At 66.5% G+C, this 13,862-nt stretch carries 11 protein-coding genes; 3 read left to right on the forward strand and 8 right to left on the reverse strand.

Going from position 1 to position 13,862, the window contains the following annotated elements; translation table 11 throughout:
* Window positions 1–230 precede the first annotated feature (230 nt).
* Genes KW821_RS03150 through KW821_RS03160 form a run of 3 tightly spaced genes read right to left on the reverse strand, consistent with a single transcriptional unit; the run spans window position 231 to window position 4,423 of the window.
* Window positions 231–1,313: a lipocalin-like domain-containing protein gene (locus KW821_RS03150; RefSeq protein ID WP_218290395.1), complete on the reverse strand. Its 1,083-nt coding sequence runs from the start codon at window positions 1,311–1,313 to the stop codon at window positions 231–233.
* Complete coding sequence (locus KW821_RS03155; protein ID WP_218290396.1) at window positions 1,310–3,718, reverse strand: FtsX-like permease family protein; 2,409 nt, start codon at window positions 3,716–3,718, stop codon at window positions 1,310–1,312. The genes KW821_RS03150 and KW821_RS03155 overlap by 4 nt, the downstream gene beginning before the upstream one ends.
* A gap of 24 nt (window positions 3,719–3,742) precedes the next feature.
* Window positions 3,743–4,423: an ABC transporter ATP-binding protein gene (locus tag KW821_RS03160; protein ID WP_218290397.1), complete on the reverse strand. Its 681-nt coding sequence runs from the start codon at window positions 4,421–4,423 to the stop codon at window positions 3,743–3,745.
* 140 nt (window positions 4,424–4,563) lie between these two features.
* Between KW821_RS03160 and KW821_RS03165 the strand changes: the two genes are divergently transcribed.
* The 3 genes from KW821_RS03165 (at window position 4,564) to KW821_RS03175 (ending at window position 7,217) form a co-directional block, all read left to right on the forward strand.
* Window positions 4,564–5,031, forward strand: coding sequence for a DUF4357 domain-containing protein (locus KW821_RS03165; RefSeq protein ID WP_218290398.1), 468 nt, complete (start codon window positions 4,564–4,566; stop codon window positions 5,029–5,031).
* Window positions 5,032–5,196: 165 nt separating this feature from the next.
* Window positions 5,197–6,627, forward strand: a complete 1,431-nt coding sequence (gene nhaD, locus KW821_RS03170) for a sodium:proton antiporter NhaD (RefSeq protein ID WP_218290399.1) — start codon at window positions 5,197–5,199, stop codon at window positions 6,625–6,627.
* Between the two features lie 23 nt (window positions 6,628–6,650).
* A complete protein-coding gene (locus KW821_RS03175) occupies window positions 6,651–7,217 on the forward strand; it encodes a pyridoxamine 5'-phosphate oxidase family protein (protein ID WP_218290400.1) in 567 nt (188 codons plus the stop codon).
* An 82-nt stretch (window positions 7,218–7,299) separates the two neighbouring features.
* Here KW821_RS03175 and KW821_RS03180 read toward each other — a convergent pair whose 3' ends face one another.
* From KW821_RS03180 to KW821_RS03200, 5 genes are all read right to left on the reverse strand, one after another.
* Window positions 7,300–8,502 (reverse strand): Bcr/CflA family multidrug efflux MFS transporter, encoded by a 1,203-nt coding sequence (locus tag KW821_RS03180; RefSeq protein WP_042653468.1) that lies wholly within the window; start codon window positions 8,500–8,502, stop codon window positions 7,300–7,302.
* Window positions 8,503–8,618: 116 nt separating this feature from the next.
* Window positions 8,619–10,265 carry a hypothetical protein gene (locus tag KW821_RS03185; protein WP_218290401.1) on the reverse strand — a complete coding sequence of 549 codons (1,647 nt, stop codon included), beginning with the start codon at window positions 10,263–10,265 and terminating at the stop codon, window positions 8,619–8,621.
* Window positions 10,266–10,366: 101 nt separating this feature from the next.
* The gene (locus tag KW821_RS03190; RefSeq protein WP_218290443.1) at window positions 10,367–11,656 is read right to left on the reverse strand and encodes a hypothetical protein; all 1,290 of its coding nucleotides are present in this window, start codon (window positions 11,654–11,656) and stop codon (window positions 10,367–10,369) included.
* Between the two features lie 140 nt (window positions 11,657–11,796).
* Window positions 11,797–12,354, reverse strand: a complete 558-nt coding sequence (locus tag KW821_RS03195) for a hypothetical protein (RefSeq protein ID WP_218290402.1) — start codon at window positions 12,352–12,354, stop codon at window positions 11,797–11,799.
* Between the two features lie 34 nt (window positions 12,355–12,388).
* Window positions 12,389–13,810, reverse strand: coding sequence for an FAD-dependent oxidoreductase (locus KW821_RS03200; protein WP_218290403.1), 1,422 nt, complete (start codon window positions 13,808–13,810; stop codon window positions 12,389–12,391).
* Window positions 13,811–13,862 lie beyond the last annotated feature (52 nt).

The following is a 13,862-nucleotide window of genomic DNA, read 5'->3' on the forward strand; positions in this document are numbered from 1 at the left end:
GGATTGAGGGACGGGAAACCATAGGCCTCCTTGGTTGCTTTTGGGGCGGTGAGGACCGGATGAGTATGATATCAAAGGCTGACCAGCCTTGCTGAGTGAAAGCGCAGCTAACTCATGGAATTTGAATGGAATCTTGATGGCGGTCAGATTTTGACGGGGAATGTCAGGATGGTTAGGAACTGGTGACTAAGAAAGTGGTTGGTGGGGGCGAACAGACATAAGCTGGGATCTCAATACCCCGTCATCTCCAGATAGCCGAGCCCTTTGGCATCCCCTTCCACGGTGACAGCCCCCTCCCAGTAGTCAAAGCGGCCTGTCATGGCCTGATTGGGCTGGCGGGCCTTAATAACGAGATTCAAATCGGCGGCCTCAAGTTGCCACTCGACGGGGTAGTCTTGCCCCTTGGGGCCGCGCCAGGTTTTACCCGGGGTGAGGACGATGGAGTCAGGCGACAGCACCCGGCTGCTGCCATCGCGCTCGATCAGTATGCCGTAGCGGTTTTCGGGCTGGTTTTCGGGATTGGCGCGGCCCGGTTTGGTGCGCAGGCGAAACAGCATCAGCTCGCGGCCATCGGCAAGTTGCAGCGAGAACCAGTCCCAGCCCGATTGCCACTCGGCCAATACCGAGCTGCTCCACTCGTGATCGAACCAGCCCTGACCGCTCACTGTGCGGGCCTCCCCATTGATGTTGAGGGTGCCCTCCAGCGCCAGGCGCGGGTAGGAGTAGTAGAAGGAGGCGTTGCCCGGGCTCTTCTCGCTGTAGCCCGCCTTGCCCTGCAGCACCAGGGGTTTGCGGGCACTCACCCGCAGCCTGAGCTGGCCAATTTCGCTGTCGATGTTGAGCTCTGCCGGGAAGAGCGCCGCCCCCTCGGACGTCAGTGCCCATTCCTTTAGCCAATAGTCGCCGCCACTGGCGCCCGCCAGCCCCGGCCCCTGGCGGCTGGTGCGCTCGTCTTGCAAGTGTTTGCCGGTGGCGAGATCCGTGATGGCGAACTGGGCGAGCCAGAGTTGGGGCGCAAGCCAGGGGTTGTCCGAGGCAATCTGCCGCTTCATGCCCTGACGAAAGAGAGTCCACTGCAGGCCATACTCGCGCCCCTGCTCGTCTTTGAGGTTGCCGGTGAGATACCACCACTCGGATCTGTAGTCCGGGTGGGCGCCGTGATCGGCAGGTAGCTGTATGGGTTGGTTGGGCAAGGCTTTTTTGAAGTGATCGCCGCCATCCCCCAGCAGGTTGCCGAGATCCTGGGCTTGAACACTGGCGCCTAGCACGGCAAACAGGGCGGCCAGCAGGTTGGCCCGCAGTAAACACTTCATATCACTCTCCTTGCCGCATACCAGGAGGCCAAGGCCCCACACACCGGTGCCAGCAGCAGGGCCGTGATGGCGTGAGCGGGGGCGGGCTCGAAGGTGAGGGTCCAGCCGAAGGCGCGGGGATTGACCACGGCGATCAGCACCCAGGCCAGGCCATAGCCCACCGGCAGGGCCAGCAGCGCCGTGAGTAGCCCCAGACCCGCCCCTTGCCACACCAGCAGCAGGCGGCAGCGGCGAGGGCTCAGGCCCAGACTCTGCAGGGTCTGCAATTCGGCGCGGCGGGCCAGCCCCAGCACCATGAAGGCGGAGCCGATCCCGACGAAGGCTATCCCTAAGATCAGCAGCTTGAGCAGCTCGGTGACCACGAAGGTCTGATCGAACACCTTGAGCGCCGCGGCGTGGATGGCGGGGGCGGGCAGCAGATTGAGCCGCTCGCCGAACTGGGCACGCAGCGCATCGGCCAGCCGCTCGGGCGTCTTGCTAAAGAGCGCGAGGGACTGCACCGGTCCCTGCTCGAAGGCATGCAGGAGCTGCCCCTTGTCGCTGCCGTAATCCTGATAGACGCCGGTGACCAGAACTTGTCGTGGGCCTGCCTCATCCGTTATCTCGAGCGTCTGGCCCACCCTGACCCCGAGCCGCACCGTCAGCGGCTCGCTCGCCAGCACCTCATTGTGTTTTTCCGGCCAGCGTCCGGTCAGCAGGGGATAGGCCGCCTGGAGCGGCGGGATAAAGTCCATCTGGGCCCACTCTATCGGCTCCCCCTGCCAGCGGGCGGGCCGGACCGCACGGCGCGAGGCCAGCTCCACCAACCGGTTGGCGAGGATGGCGTCCAGGGTCTCTTGGCTCAGGCTGCCCCTGCTGCCCGCCGCTCCCTTGGGGGCGCTGACATAGAGATCGGCGGCGAGGCGCTGGTTCAGCCAGATCTCCACGCTGCTGCGAAAGCTCGACACCATGACCCCGATGCCGATGGCCGCGGCTATGGCGAGTTGCAGCGCCATCACGGCGATGGCGGTGCGATCCAGATGATATTGGGTCTCGGCCACCGCCAGCCTGGCGGTCAGGCCGCTGCGGCCATGGCTGCGCAACTTGCCGAGCAGCCAGCGCAGGGCGTCCGGCAGCCAGAGCGCCATGGCCAGCAGCCAGCCGCCGGCGATAAGCAGGGCGCCCGGCAGGCCGGTCTGGGGCAGGGCGAGGCAGAGCGCGCACAGCAGCAGTATGGCCAGCGCCAGCAGGCGTCTGCGCCCCGGGTGGCTGGTGGGGCGGCTGTTGCCTTCGCGAAGGGCCAAGGGGGATTGGCGCAGCAGTTGCCACCAGCCGGGCAGGTTGGCGGCGAGCGTGCCGAGCAGGCCGATGGCGATGGCCTTGAACAGGCTGATGGGGGAGAGGCGCAGCAGATCGATGGGGTTGGGGCCGTAGAGATCCGCCAGCGCCTGGGTCAGCTGCCCCATCAGGGCCAGGGCCAGCAGGCTGCCGAGCAGCAGCCCGAGCAGGGTACCGAGGGAGGCCAGCAGCATCAGCTCCAGCCCCAGCCAGCGCAGCACACGGCGCGGTGGCAACCCCAGGATGATCAGCTGGGCGAGCTGGGGACGGCGCACGCTCTGCACGAAGCGCTGGGCGTTGAACACCAGAAACAGCCCCACCGCCATGGCGAGCAGGGAGAGGGCGCTGAGGTTCAGGGCCAGGGCATCGCCGAGCTGGCTGGCATCGAGCGCCGGGCTGATGGGTTCGAGCCACAGGGGCTTATTGGGGAGATAGGCTTGCAGGGCGGCCTGCAGGGCGCGGGCCTGGGGCTCCGTCAGCTTGAACAGGATGCGATCCAGCCGTCCGTCCTTGCCAAGCAGGGGCTGCGCCAGGCCGATGTCGGTGAGCAGCAACCGATCCATGGGCACTGGGCCCGGGGTGAAGGTGCCCGCCAGGCTGAGGGTGAGTCGACGCTCGCCCAGCAGGAAGCTGCGGGACTGGCCCTGGCGCCAGTCGAGGCGTTCGGCCTCGGGCGCCGCCAGCCAGATGCTGTCGGTCCGGCCGAAGGGGGCTTCTGTGGCCTGAGGCGCCAGGGTAAAGAGCGGGGCCAGGGGGCCGGGATTGAACAGATCCAGCCCCAGCAGCTGGAAGCTGCGACCCTGCTCGTCTTTGAGCCAGGCGTGCACCTGGGGCATGGCGTCCAGCTCGCGCTGGCTGCGCACCAGCTTGACGTAGAGCGACTCATCCAGCCCGCCGCTCGGGGCCAGCCGATAGTTGGCATCCCCCGCCAGCTGGGTGCGGGCGGCGACGAAGTTGGTCTTGGCGCTGTGGTTGAGCAGGTCGATGGCAACCACCAGCGAGACCCCCAGCATCAGCCCGGTCAGGCTCATCAGCAGCAGCCAGGGGTGCCAGCGATAGAGCCGCAGCAGCGCCTTTAGCGGCAGCATGTGATGCCCTCAGGAAGAGAGGATTCAATCATGGCGTGGCCCCTTGAGCTGCACCAACTGACCCCCTTCGAGGCGCAGTACCCTGTCCGCCAGCGCGGCATAGGCGGGGTTGTGGCTCACCAGCAGGAGGCCGGCGCGTGTCTCCCTGACCGCCTCCATCATCAGCGCCATCACCTGCTCGGCATTGTGCTCGTCCAGGCTGCCGGTGGGCTCATCGGCCAGCAGCCACTGGGGTTGGTGAATCAGGGCGCGGGCCAGGGCCACCCGCTGGCGCTGACCGCCGGAGAGCTGCTCCGGCCAGGCGTGGCGTTTATCCGTCAGCCCCAGCCGTTCGAGCAGCTTATCCAGCACGGCCGGCTCGCGGGGCAGGCCGTTGATCTCGAGCGGCAGGCTGAGGTTCTCTTGCACGTTGAGGGTCGGCAGCAGGTTGAAATCCTGATAGACGATGCCGAAGTGGCGACCGCGCAGCCGGGCCCGCTCATCCGGTGACTGCCGATCGAGCCGGGTCTCCCCCAGCCAGATCTCGCCGCCATCGGGCGGGATCAGGCCCGCGATCAGGTTGAGCAGGGTCGACTTGCCACAGCCGCTCTGCCCCAGCAGCAGGCAGGTCTCGCCGGCGGCGAGGCACAGATCCAGGCCGTGAAACAGGGGCAGGCGTTCGCTGCCGTTGTCAAAGCTCTTTGAGAGGTCACGCAGGATCAGCATGGGATAACCGGTTGATGGTCAATGGCTTTCACTATGCCAGTTAGTGATCGGGCCTGCAAAAGGGATGAGGATCCTTGCTGGATCCCGCTCGCCAGAGGTGGTTAGAATAGGGGTCTCCATGGGGCACAGGATGAGCAAGGATGTTACACAAGCAAGTCAGTTTTATCATCGATAGCAAGGGCACCAAGCAGGCGGCCGTCGTGCCCATCGATATTTATAACGAGCTGATGACCCTGCAGAAGGCGCTCTCCGACAACAAGCCGGGTGAGCGCGAGCTCTACCACTTCAACGGCAAGGGGGCGGAAGCCCACGGTTACCCGGTCGGCAAGCGGCAAAATCCCGGCTTCATGGTGCAGGCCGGCTCCACCGCCAACGGGGAGGATGCCGCCTCCCTGCGCGAGGCGGTGATCGAGCTGCGCCAGGAGCTGCTGGCCAAGGGGGTGCTCAGTGCCCGCAGCGAGGGCGGCCTGGTGTTCATCGCCGATCAGCTGTTCAACAGCCCCAGCCTGGCCGCCAGTCTGGTGGCGGGCAACAACAGAAGCGGCCTGGATGCCTGGCAGAACAGCGCCGGCTATACCCTCAAGCAATCCGGGTTCGGCAAGAAATAGCTCCGATATCGGGCCCTGTCCGGGGCCCGATTTGTCGCGCTTCCCCCCTCGTTGACACCGCTCCTCTCCCCGGGCAGTGATGCCGAAAAGCCTGATATAAATACGATTTATTTTGATATCCGCTGCTAGCATCAATGCCAGATGGTTCTCAAGAGAAGAGCATTCATGTCTGGATCCCTGCGCCTCATCGCCCTGCTCGGGCTCAGTCTGTTTTCCTGCGAAAGCCTCGCCGACGGCGGCGCCATCCCCCTGACCCACAGCGGGGCCGGCGGGTTCGCCCTCGCCCTCTTCGTGTTTGCCTATGGCCTGGTGATGGCCGAGGAGCCCCTGCAGCTGCACAAATCCAAGCCGGTGCTGATCGCCGCCGGCATCATCTGGATAGTGATTGGCATCGTCTATGCCGAGCAGGGGCTCGGCACCCTGGCTCACGACGGATTTCGTCACAACCTGCTGGAATATGCCGAGCTGCTGCTGTTCCTGCTGGTGGCCATGACCTATATCAACGCCATGGAGGAGCGGCGGCTGTTCGATGCCCTGCGCGCCGCCCTGGTGCGCTCGGGTTATAGCCTGCGCACCCTGTTCTGGCTCACAGGCATCTTGGCCTTCTTCATCTCGCCGGTGGCGGACAACATGACCACGGCGCTCCTGATGTGCAGCGTGGTGCTCAAGGTGGCGGGGGGGGATCGCCGCTTCGTCAACCTCGCCTGCATCAACATAGTGGTGGCGGCCAATGCCGGCGGCGCCTTCAGCCCCTTTGGCGACATCACCACCCTGATGGTGTGGCAGGCGGGCAAGGTGCAGTTCGGCCAGTTCTTCGCGCTCTTCATCCCCTCCCTGCTCAACTTCCTGGTGCCGGCCCTGCTGATGAGCCTCATGGTGCCGCGCCACGCCCCCCAGGTGCAGGATGAGGAGGTGGAGCTCAAGCGCGGCGCCGGTGTCATAGTGCTGCTGTTCATCCTCACCATAGTGACCGCGGTCGCCTGCCAGCACTTCCTGCACCTGCCCCCGGTGCTCGGCATGATGCTGGGGCTGGGCTACCTGCAATTTTTCGGCTTCTACCTGCGCAAGACCCTGGCTCGCTCCCTGGCCCGCAAGCGCGCCCGCTATGAGCGCAGCGGCGACAAGGTGCGGCTGCAGCGGCTCGATAGCGTCGTGCCGTTCGACGTGTTCAGCCAGATCGCCAGGGCCGAGTGGGACACCCTGCTGTTCTTCTACGGGGTGGTGATGTGCGTCGGCGGGCTCGGCTTCATGGGCTATCTCGAGCTGGCCTCCCAATTCCTCTACGCGGGGGGCGATCCGACCCGGGCCAACGTCGTCATCGGCCTGCTCTCCTCCGTCATCGACAACATCCCGGTGATGTTCGCCGTGCTGTCGATGAGTCCGGAGATGGTGACGGGGCAGTGGCTGCTGGTGACCCTGACCGCCGGAGTGGGGGGCAGCCTGCTCTCCATCGGCTCCGCCGCCGGGGTGGCGCTGATGGGGCAGGCCCGCGGCATGTACACCTTCTTCGGCCACCTCAAGTGGTTGCCCGCCATTCTGCTTGGTTATATGGTCAGCATAGGGGCACATCTGTGGCTCAATAGCGCCCTGCTCTGAGGCGCATGGAGAGGGGAAGGAAGATGGGACAGTTATTCGAGGCGCTCTCGCCACCTCATATCGCCTTTATCGAGGCACAGCAGATCTATTTCGTCGGCACGGCGGCGGAGCAGGGCACGGTCAACCTCTCCCCCAAGGGCGGCGACTCCCTGCGGATCATCGACCCCCACCGTCTGGCCTGGCTCAACCTGACCGGCAGCGGCAACGAGTCGGCGGCCCATGTGCTGCGCAACCCTCGCATGACGGTGATGTTCTGCGCCTTCGAGGGGGCGCCTATGATACTGCGGGCCTATGGCCAGGCACGGGTGTTGCACCGCGGCGACCCGGGCTGGGAGGCGGCCATGGCGCTCTTTCCGGCCAGCGTGGCGGCCCGGCAGATCTTCCTGCTCGACATCGAACGGGTGCAGACCTCCTGCGGCATGGCGGTGCCCCTGTACGACTATCAGGGGGACAGGGAGGCGCTGGCCAACTGGTCGACGCGCCAGGGCCAGGAGGGCATCGAGGCCTATTGGCGCAAGAAGAACCAGCTGAGCCTGGATGGATTCGAGAGCGAGATCCTGGCGCGCAGCGGCCTTGAGGCCGATCAATAGCGCGCTCATCGGCTGCTCTTCATGCAAAAAGCCCTGTCCGGTGGACAGGGCTTTTTCATGTCAGGAAGGCTGAACTCGGCCATCAGGCCGTCGCGGCGCGCTTGCTGGTCAGCAGCCAGTAGCTCAGCGCCGAGCCAAAGCCGCAGCTGGCGATGGCGATGGCCATGGGCAGCGGGGACTGGGGCGGATTGAGGTTGACCAGGATGCCGACCAGGGCGCCGACGCCAAAGCGCAGGGTGCCCGCCAGGGCTGCGGCGGTGCCCGCCGACTGGGGGAAGTGGCCCATCAGACCCGTCATGGCGTTGGCCCCCACCAGGCTGATGTGACCGACGAACAGCACCACCGGGATGACGATGCCCCAGAGGCCGCCGGTCTGGCTCCAGGCGTTGTAGATGAGCAGGGCACCGGCCAGCGGCAGCATGATCAGGCCGTATTGCAGCATGCGCTCGGCGCCCACCCCCTTCACCAACCGGCTGTTGACGAAGGTGACCACCATCATCAGCAGGATGTTGAGGCCAAACAGCCAACCGTAGTGTTCGGTCGGTACCTTGAAATACTCGATGTAGACGTAGGGCGAGGCGCTCAGGAAGGCGAACATGCCGGAGCTCGACAGGGCGCCACACAGCACATAGCCCATGGCGCCGCGGTGGGAGAGCACGCCCCAGTAGTTGCGCAGCACCTGGCCGAGCTTGAGCGGCTGCCGGTGTTCGGGTTTGAGCGTCTCCTGGATCTTCCACTGCATCACCACGCAGATGAGCAGGCTGATGCCCACCAGCAGCCAGAAGATCACCCGCCAGTTGCTGTGGGCGCTGATGTAGCCGCCCACCACCGGGGCCACCAGCGGCGCCAGTGTCATCACCAGGATGACGAAGGACATGGCGCGGGAGAACGCATCCTTCTCGAACATGTCCCGCAGCAGGGCGTTGACCACCACTGAGCCAGCCGCCCCGCCGGCGGCTTGCACCATGCGCCAGGCCAGCAGCTCCGGCAGCGACTCCGCCATGGCGCAGCCGACCGAGGCGATGGCAAACATGGAGAGACCCGCCAGGATCACCGGCTTGCGGCCGTAGCTGTCGGCCAGGGGACCGTAGAACAGCTGACCGATGGCGAAGCCGCCGAGGAAGGCGCTGATGGTGAGCTGGGCCCCGTCGATGCTGGTGGCCAGATCCCGGGCGATGGCCGGGATCGCGGGCAGGTACATGTCGACCGCCAGCGGTGTCAGACCCGCCAGGGCACCGAGCAGGATAAACAGGAAGCGAGGGGAGAGGGCTATGGACTGGGGCATAGGGTATCCGATCGTGAGCGAGTGAGGAGTGCGCAATAATCTTGAAGTTTATCAGCTTTGTGCCGGGCCGGCTGGACTATCACGCACCGTGCCGGGAGGTCTGATCTGCTGACAAATCAGCGTTCTAGCGGCGATCGTTGGCGACAGCATGCGAGCCCAAGCCAGAGCAGCCAGCCCAGCAGCGACAGCAGGTTGCCCAGCCGCTCCGGCCAGCGCGGCATCAGCCTCAGGCTGAGGGAGTGGCTGCCGGCGGGCACCCAGACCTGCAGCAGCCCTTGCTGGTTGGCGCTCACCGTCAGCGCCAGGGAGTCATCCAGCCAGGCCTGCCAGCCGGGGTAGTCATACTGGTGCAGCACCAGCTTGGTCGGCACCTTGGTCGTCACCTCCAGCGCCAGCGCGCGGGGCTGCCAGCGTTGTACCGCCCAGTGGGCACCGGGTTGATCGGCGCTGACGGGGGGCAGGAACTCCTCCTTCCAGGCGAGCAGGGTCGGGGCGAACAGGCCGCTCGGCACCTGCTTTGGCCTATATTCGCGGGCGCTGCGCTTGCTGTCGAACTCGTCGGCGAGGGCGGCCCTGTCCGGTGCCTGGGTGAGGGGGGAGCTGTGTACATAGGCGAGGGCGGAGATCAGCGTCAGCAGCAGCAACCCCCACCAGAGCCACTGCCAGGGGCGGTGCGCGGGGGTGGCCAGCGCCACCACGGCGACGGTGGCCAGGCAGAGGATCAGGTTCAGACGCCAGGGAAACTGCACCCGCTGCAGCGGGGGAAGCAAGGACCAGAGCGGCTGGCTGACGGGCAGCATCATCAGGAAGGCACTCACCCCCAGCGCCCCCCAGCACAGCAGCTCGGGATGGTGCGGCTCGCGGGCGGCGGCCCAGGCGGTCAGCAGCAGGGCCAGGGTCAGCAGGCTCTGCCAGGCGAGGTGGCTGCGAAAGCGCCAGTCCTCCCAGCCGGACGGCAAGCGGTCGAGGAAGTTGCGCCGAAAATCGAACATGCCGCCGCGCATCAGCTCCATGGAGATGGCCCCCTGATCGGCCAAAGCGGGCAGCAGCAGGGTGGCCGCCATGCTGAGCCCCAGCCCCTGGGCCCCCAGGATCAGCCAGCAGGGGCGCAGGGTACGGCCCTGCCAGGCCTGCAGCAGGGCGCGCAGGCTGATGAGCCCCATCATCAGCAGCAGGCTGGGCAGGTGGGAGAGCGCCAGCAGCGCCACGCTCAGGGCCAACAACAGCAGGCCGCCCCGCTGACGCCGGGTGGCGAGATCCTGCCCCAGCAGGATCAGTGGCGCCCAGACGAAGGCCCAGAACTCGGCGAGGGCGAAGCGGGCGTAGAGATCCATGGCCAGGTGGTAGGGCAGGGCGAGGTAGAGCAGGCTGACGGCCAGGGCGCGCCCGGGGGCGGTGAAGCCGCGCAGCCAGAGGTAGGCGGCGAGTCCGGAGAGCAGCAGTGCCAGGCTGGCGCTCCACAGCAGCGGGGTGATGGCGTGCTGGGCGAGGGCGCCGGGGCCGGCAAACAGGGCGCTGACATAGTAGGGCAGCGGGGGATAGAAGAAGAAGGTGGGGCTGCCAAAGCCGCCGTTCATGGCCATCAGCCAGCGCGGATAGGGCTCCCCCTGCCACAGCTGCTGGGCGAAATAGTGGCCGGAGAGCAGATGGTGGAACAGATCATGGCCCTGGCTGCCCCCCTGCAGCCAGAACGGCAACAGCAGCAGTCCGCTGGCCAGCGCCAGGCTCGGCACGACGAGATACCACTCCCTGAGACCCTTCATCGGCAGACACTCTCTTGGCGGATGCGCAGTGAGTGTAGCCGACCCCGGCGGGGAGGGGTGAGCCATCTGGCGCCACACAGGCTGACCGGGGTGTCAGTGCATCAGCGGGGTATGGCGAGCCAGAGGCCGGGCTCGGCGCGAAAGCGGGGGGCAAACCAGATAGCGCTATAGGGGCCCGGCAAATCGTGGGCCGCCAGGGGACGGCGGCTGAGGCGGCAGGCGCCTCGCCCCAGTGCCAGCGCCGCATCGCCCTTATACCAGCCATCGGTGACGGGCAGCGGGCTGGATTCGCGCAGCAGGCGCACGCCCCACTGGGTGACCAGGGCCGGACAGTGCCGCTCGGCCAACTGGCGGGCCTGCACCATGGCGGGTAAGGAGGCCGGCGAGGAGGGGGTTGTGAGGGTGGTGCAGAGCAGCGCCAGACCGCCCAGCATGGCCGCCACCGCGACAGGCTTTGCCGCAGGCAGGCCGCCGACCAGCAGGATCAGGCCAAGGTAGATGAGCGGCGCCAGGTGGCGGGGATTGTCCGGGTTCTGGCCAAACAGGGTCCAGAGCAGCAGGGCCAGCCAGCCCCAACGCCAGGAGGCTCCCCAGAGCGCAGTTGGGTCGGCGGCCAGGCGTCGTCCCCCCAGCCAGAGCGGCCACAGCAGGAGCGGCCAGAGCGGGCTGAGCTGGGCAGCCAGGGTCTGGCCCCAGCTCAGCAGACGGGTGCCGTGCGCCGCCGCCGTGTTGCCCCACAGGGTGAAGTGGCCGTCGGTGAAGCGCCGTCCCTCGCTGAAGTAGGCCCAGCCATCGGCCTGCCAGACGAACAGCAGGCAGGCTAGCCCCACCAGCGCTATGGGGGAGAGGAAGGCGAGTCGCTGTTCCCTGGCTTGCCAGCCCTGCCGCCATCCTTGAAATAATGGCAGCAGCGCCAGCACGAAGTAGGAGGGGCGCAGGGCCAGCAGCAGCCCCACCAACAGGCCCGCCAGGGCGAGGCGGCGATGTTGCAGCGCCAGCAGGGCACCGAGCCAGGCGGCCAGCGCCGGGCCGTCGGAGAGGCCGCTGAGCGCCAGGGTCGGGGTGAGCGGCAGCGCCATAGTGACGAGCCACACCGGGGCCAGCAGCGCCGGCCGTCGCCACAGCCGCACCGCCAGCCAGGCGGCCAGGGGTGGCAGCAGGCTGCTGCCCAAGAGGCTGGCCCACTGCACCGCGCTGGCGGGATCCGGGGCCACCAGATGGATCAGGCGAGCGAGCCAGATAAAGGCGGGATAGCCGGGGAAGTGGGGGGAGAACTCCAGCACGCTGAAACGCGTCACCCCGTGGGCAAAGTTCAGCGCATCGTCGGAATCCAGCGCCACCGGGAAGGCAAAGAGCCAGCCCATCCAGGCCCCTTGCAACAGCACCAGCAGCCAAAGCAGGCGGCCGGGACCTTGTGCCCGCATCCCGGCTCTCCCCGTATCCTGCCTGCGAGGTCCATCGCCCCCTTCTCCCCTTGCGGGAGAAGGGCTGGGGATGAGGGGAGAGGTTGTCATCGGTCGGCGGGTAGCAATCAGAGCGGGGCCAGCACGGCCATCAGCGCCTTCTCGGCCTCGGCGAAGGCGGCGGCATCGGCGGGCTTGGCGCCGACGCCGAACACGCCGGGGTTGCCGATGGCATCCAGCACCTTGGCCAGTGCCTGCTCGGCGGCCTTGCGATCCCCTTCATTGAGGGAGGGCAGGATCAGATCCAGGAAGCGCTTGCTCTTGACCACCAGCACCTTGGCGGTCTGATAGTCCCCCAGATTCTGGCTGGCCCCCTCGAGGCGGCGCTCGATCTCGGCCTTGTAGGCGCGATTGAGCAGAGCCGCGGTCGCTTCGACGTCCTTGCCCTTGATGGCCTCGGCCAGCGGCGCCTGGAGCTGCACCTTGTGATGCTGCTCCAGATAGTCGAGCTCCTCGGCGAGACTCGCCAGTATGGCGCTGCCATCCTGGCCCTCGCTCGCCGCCGTCAGCAACTGCTCGCGGGCATCGATCAGGGGCTCCTTGCCTGCCGCCGCATAGGAGTAGGCCTGGGCCTGCCCCACATTCGCAAGCAGCAAGAGGGCGATAAAACCGTGGCGGATGCTCATCCTTACTCTCCTTTATTGATTCATTCAGCCGGGCTCAGGCCACGCTCTGGGTTTCGATCACGGTGTTTTCGTTGCGATGATTGAAGATGGCGTGACGTCTGTCCACCCCGTCGATCACCATGTCGGCCGCCATCAGCCCCATCTCCATGGCGGTGTCGGTGAAGATGTAACGGAAGGTGCCCTGGCGCCCGCTCATGATGAGGTTGGCGATGGGCATCAGGCCCTGGATGGCGGCGTCGCGCCGCTGCTGATAGCCGAGATCCATCAGCGGATAGGCATGCTCGCTGCGCGCCTCGAAGGTCTCCTCGCCGAGCTTGTCGGTGTCGACCCCGAGACTCGCCAGATCCTGGCTGATGCGGCCGCGCAGCTCCGCCAGCGGTGCCTGCCAGGTGGCGTCCCCCGGATTGCAGGGGACCTCCAGCATCACAGATGTCTTGCCCGCAGGTGCCATGAAGGGGCTGCGCCGGCGCGGCTCCTGCAGCCGGGTGGCGAGGATCTGCGGGTCCGAGAGGTACTGCCAGGTGTTGTCCGACAGGTTCTCCTGATTGAGCGGCATGTTGATAAAGCGCAGGGCGCGATAGTGCAGGTCGCAGGGCAGCCCCAGATGCTGGCAGGTGAGCGGTAGCGGCAGGGTGGAGATCACCTGATCGAATGCCTCACTCTGCGCCACGCCCTCTTGCTGCCACTCGACCCGCTCGATGCGGCCATCGGCTTGAGTCAGCCGGCTGATGCTGGCCCCTGTCCTGAGCACGACTCCCTCCGCCACCAGCCGCTCTCCCAGGGTGGTGAAGATCTGGCCGAAGCCATGTTTCGGATAGCGGTACTTGCGGGCATAGGTGCGCACCGAGTGGTTGCCCTTGCGCCTTGGCAGCAGGCGGCGCGCCACGTCTTTCAAGTCGATGAGGCTGATGCGCTGACCGGCCCAGTCGGCGGAGAGCCGATCCGGGTTGATGCCCCACAGCTTGGCGGTGTAACCCTCGAAGAACTGGCGATAGAGGGTGCGACCGAAGTGGCTCTGGATCCAGTCGGCGAAGCTGGCCTTGGCGAAATCCGCCGGCTTCTTGGCGAAGGGCAACAGCAGCAGATCCTTGAGCGCCCCCGCCATCAGCGGCAGTGGCGCCGTCTTGAGCAGGTTGCCGAGGTTGAGCGGGTAGTCGTAGGTGCGACCATTGAAGCGGATGACGCTCTTGCGCTCGGCGTGCAGCAGATCTTCCCCCATCAGCTCGTCGATGAAGGCGAGCAGCTCGGGGTTCTTGGTGATGAAGCGGTGGCCGCCGTAGTCGAAGCGGTAGTCGCCATCCTTGCCCGTGAAGCGCTGGGTGGCGCACATGCCGCCCACCACGGGCTCCTGCTCGAACAGGGTGACCGCAAAGCCGGCCTGACGCAGGCGCCAGGCGGCCATCAGACCGGCGGGGCCGGCCCCCAACACTGCAATTTTCTGGTTGTTATCCGTCATGCCACTGGTATCCGAAAGCGAGAAAAGGGGGCCGCAGGCCCCGGATTGAACG

The organism is Aeromonas sp. sif2416, assembly GCF_019218665.1.
GTDB lineage: Bacteria > Pseudomonadota > Gammaproteobacteria > Enterobacterales > Aeromonadaceae > Aeromonas > Aeromonas encheleia.

What these genes read in the sequence shown, in the direction of transcription:
- KW821_RS03150 (WP_218290395.1), bottom strand. Translation starts at nt 1,313, where the DNA reads ATGAAGTGTTTACTGCGGGCCAACCTGCTGGCCGCCCTGTTTGCCGTG.
- KW821_RS03155 (WP_218290396.1), bottom strand. Translation starts at nt 3,718, where the DNA reads ATGCTGCCGCTAAAGGCGCTGCTGCGGCTCTATCGCTGGCACCCCTGG.
- KW821_RS03160 (WP_218290397.1), bottom strand. Translation starts at nt 4,423, where the DNA reads ATGCTGATCCTGCGTGACCTCTCAAAGAGCTTTGACAACGGCAGCGAA.
- KW821_RS03165 (WP_218290398.1), top strand. Translation starts at nt 4,564, where the DNA reads ATGTTACACAAGCAAGTCAGTTTTATCATCGATAGCAAGGGCACCAAG.
- nhaD (WP_218290399.1), top strand. Translation starts at nt 5,197, where the DNA reads ATGTCTGGATCCCTGCGCCTCATCGCCCTGCTCGGGCTCAGTCTGTTT.
- KW821_RS03175 (WP_218290400.1), top strand. Translation starts at nt 6,651, where the DNA reads ATGGGACAGTTATTCGAGGCGCTCTCGCCACCTCATATCGCCTTTATC.
- KW821_RS03180 (WP_042653468.1), bottom strand. Translation starts at nt 8,502, where the DNA reads ATGCCCCAGTCCATAGCCCTCTCCCCTCGCTTCCTGTTTATCCTGCTC.
- KW821_RS03185 (WP_218290401.1), bottom strand. Translation starts at nt 10,265, where the DNA reads ATGAAGGGTCTCAGGGAGTGGTATCTCGTCGTGCCGAGCCTGGCGCTG.
- KW821_RS03195 (WP_218290402.1), bottom strand. Translation starts at nt 12,354, where the DNA reads ATGAGCATCCGCCACGGTTTTATCGCCCTCTTGCTGCTTGCGAATGTG.
- KW821_RS03200 (WP_218290403.1), bottom strand. Translation starts at nt 13,810, where the DNA reads ATGACGGATAACAACCAGAAAATTGCAGTGTTGGGGGCCGGCCCCGCC.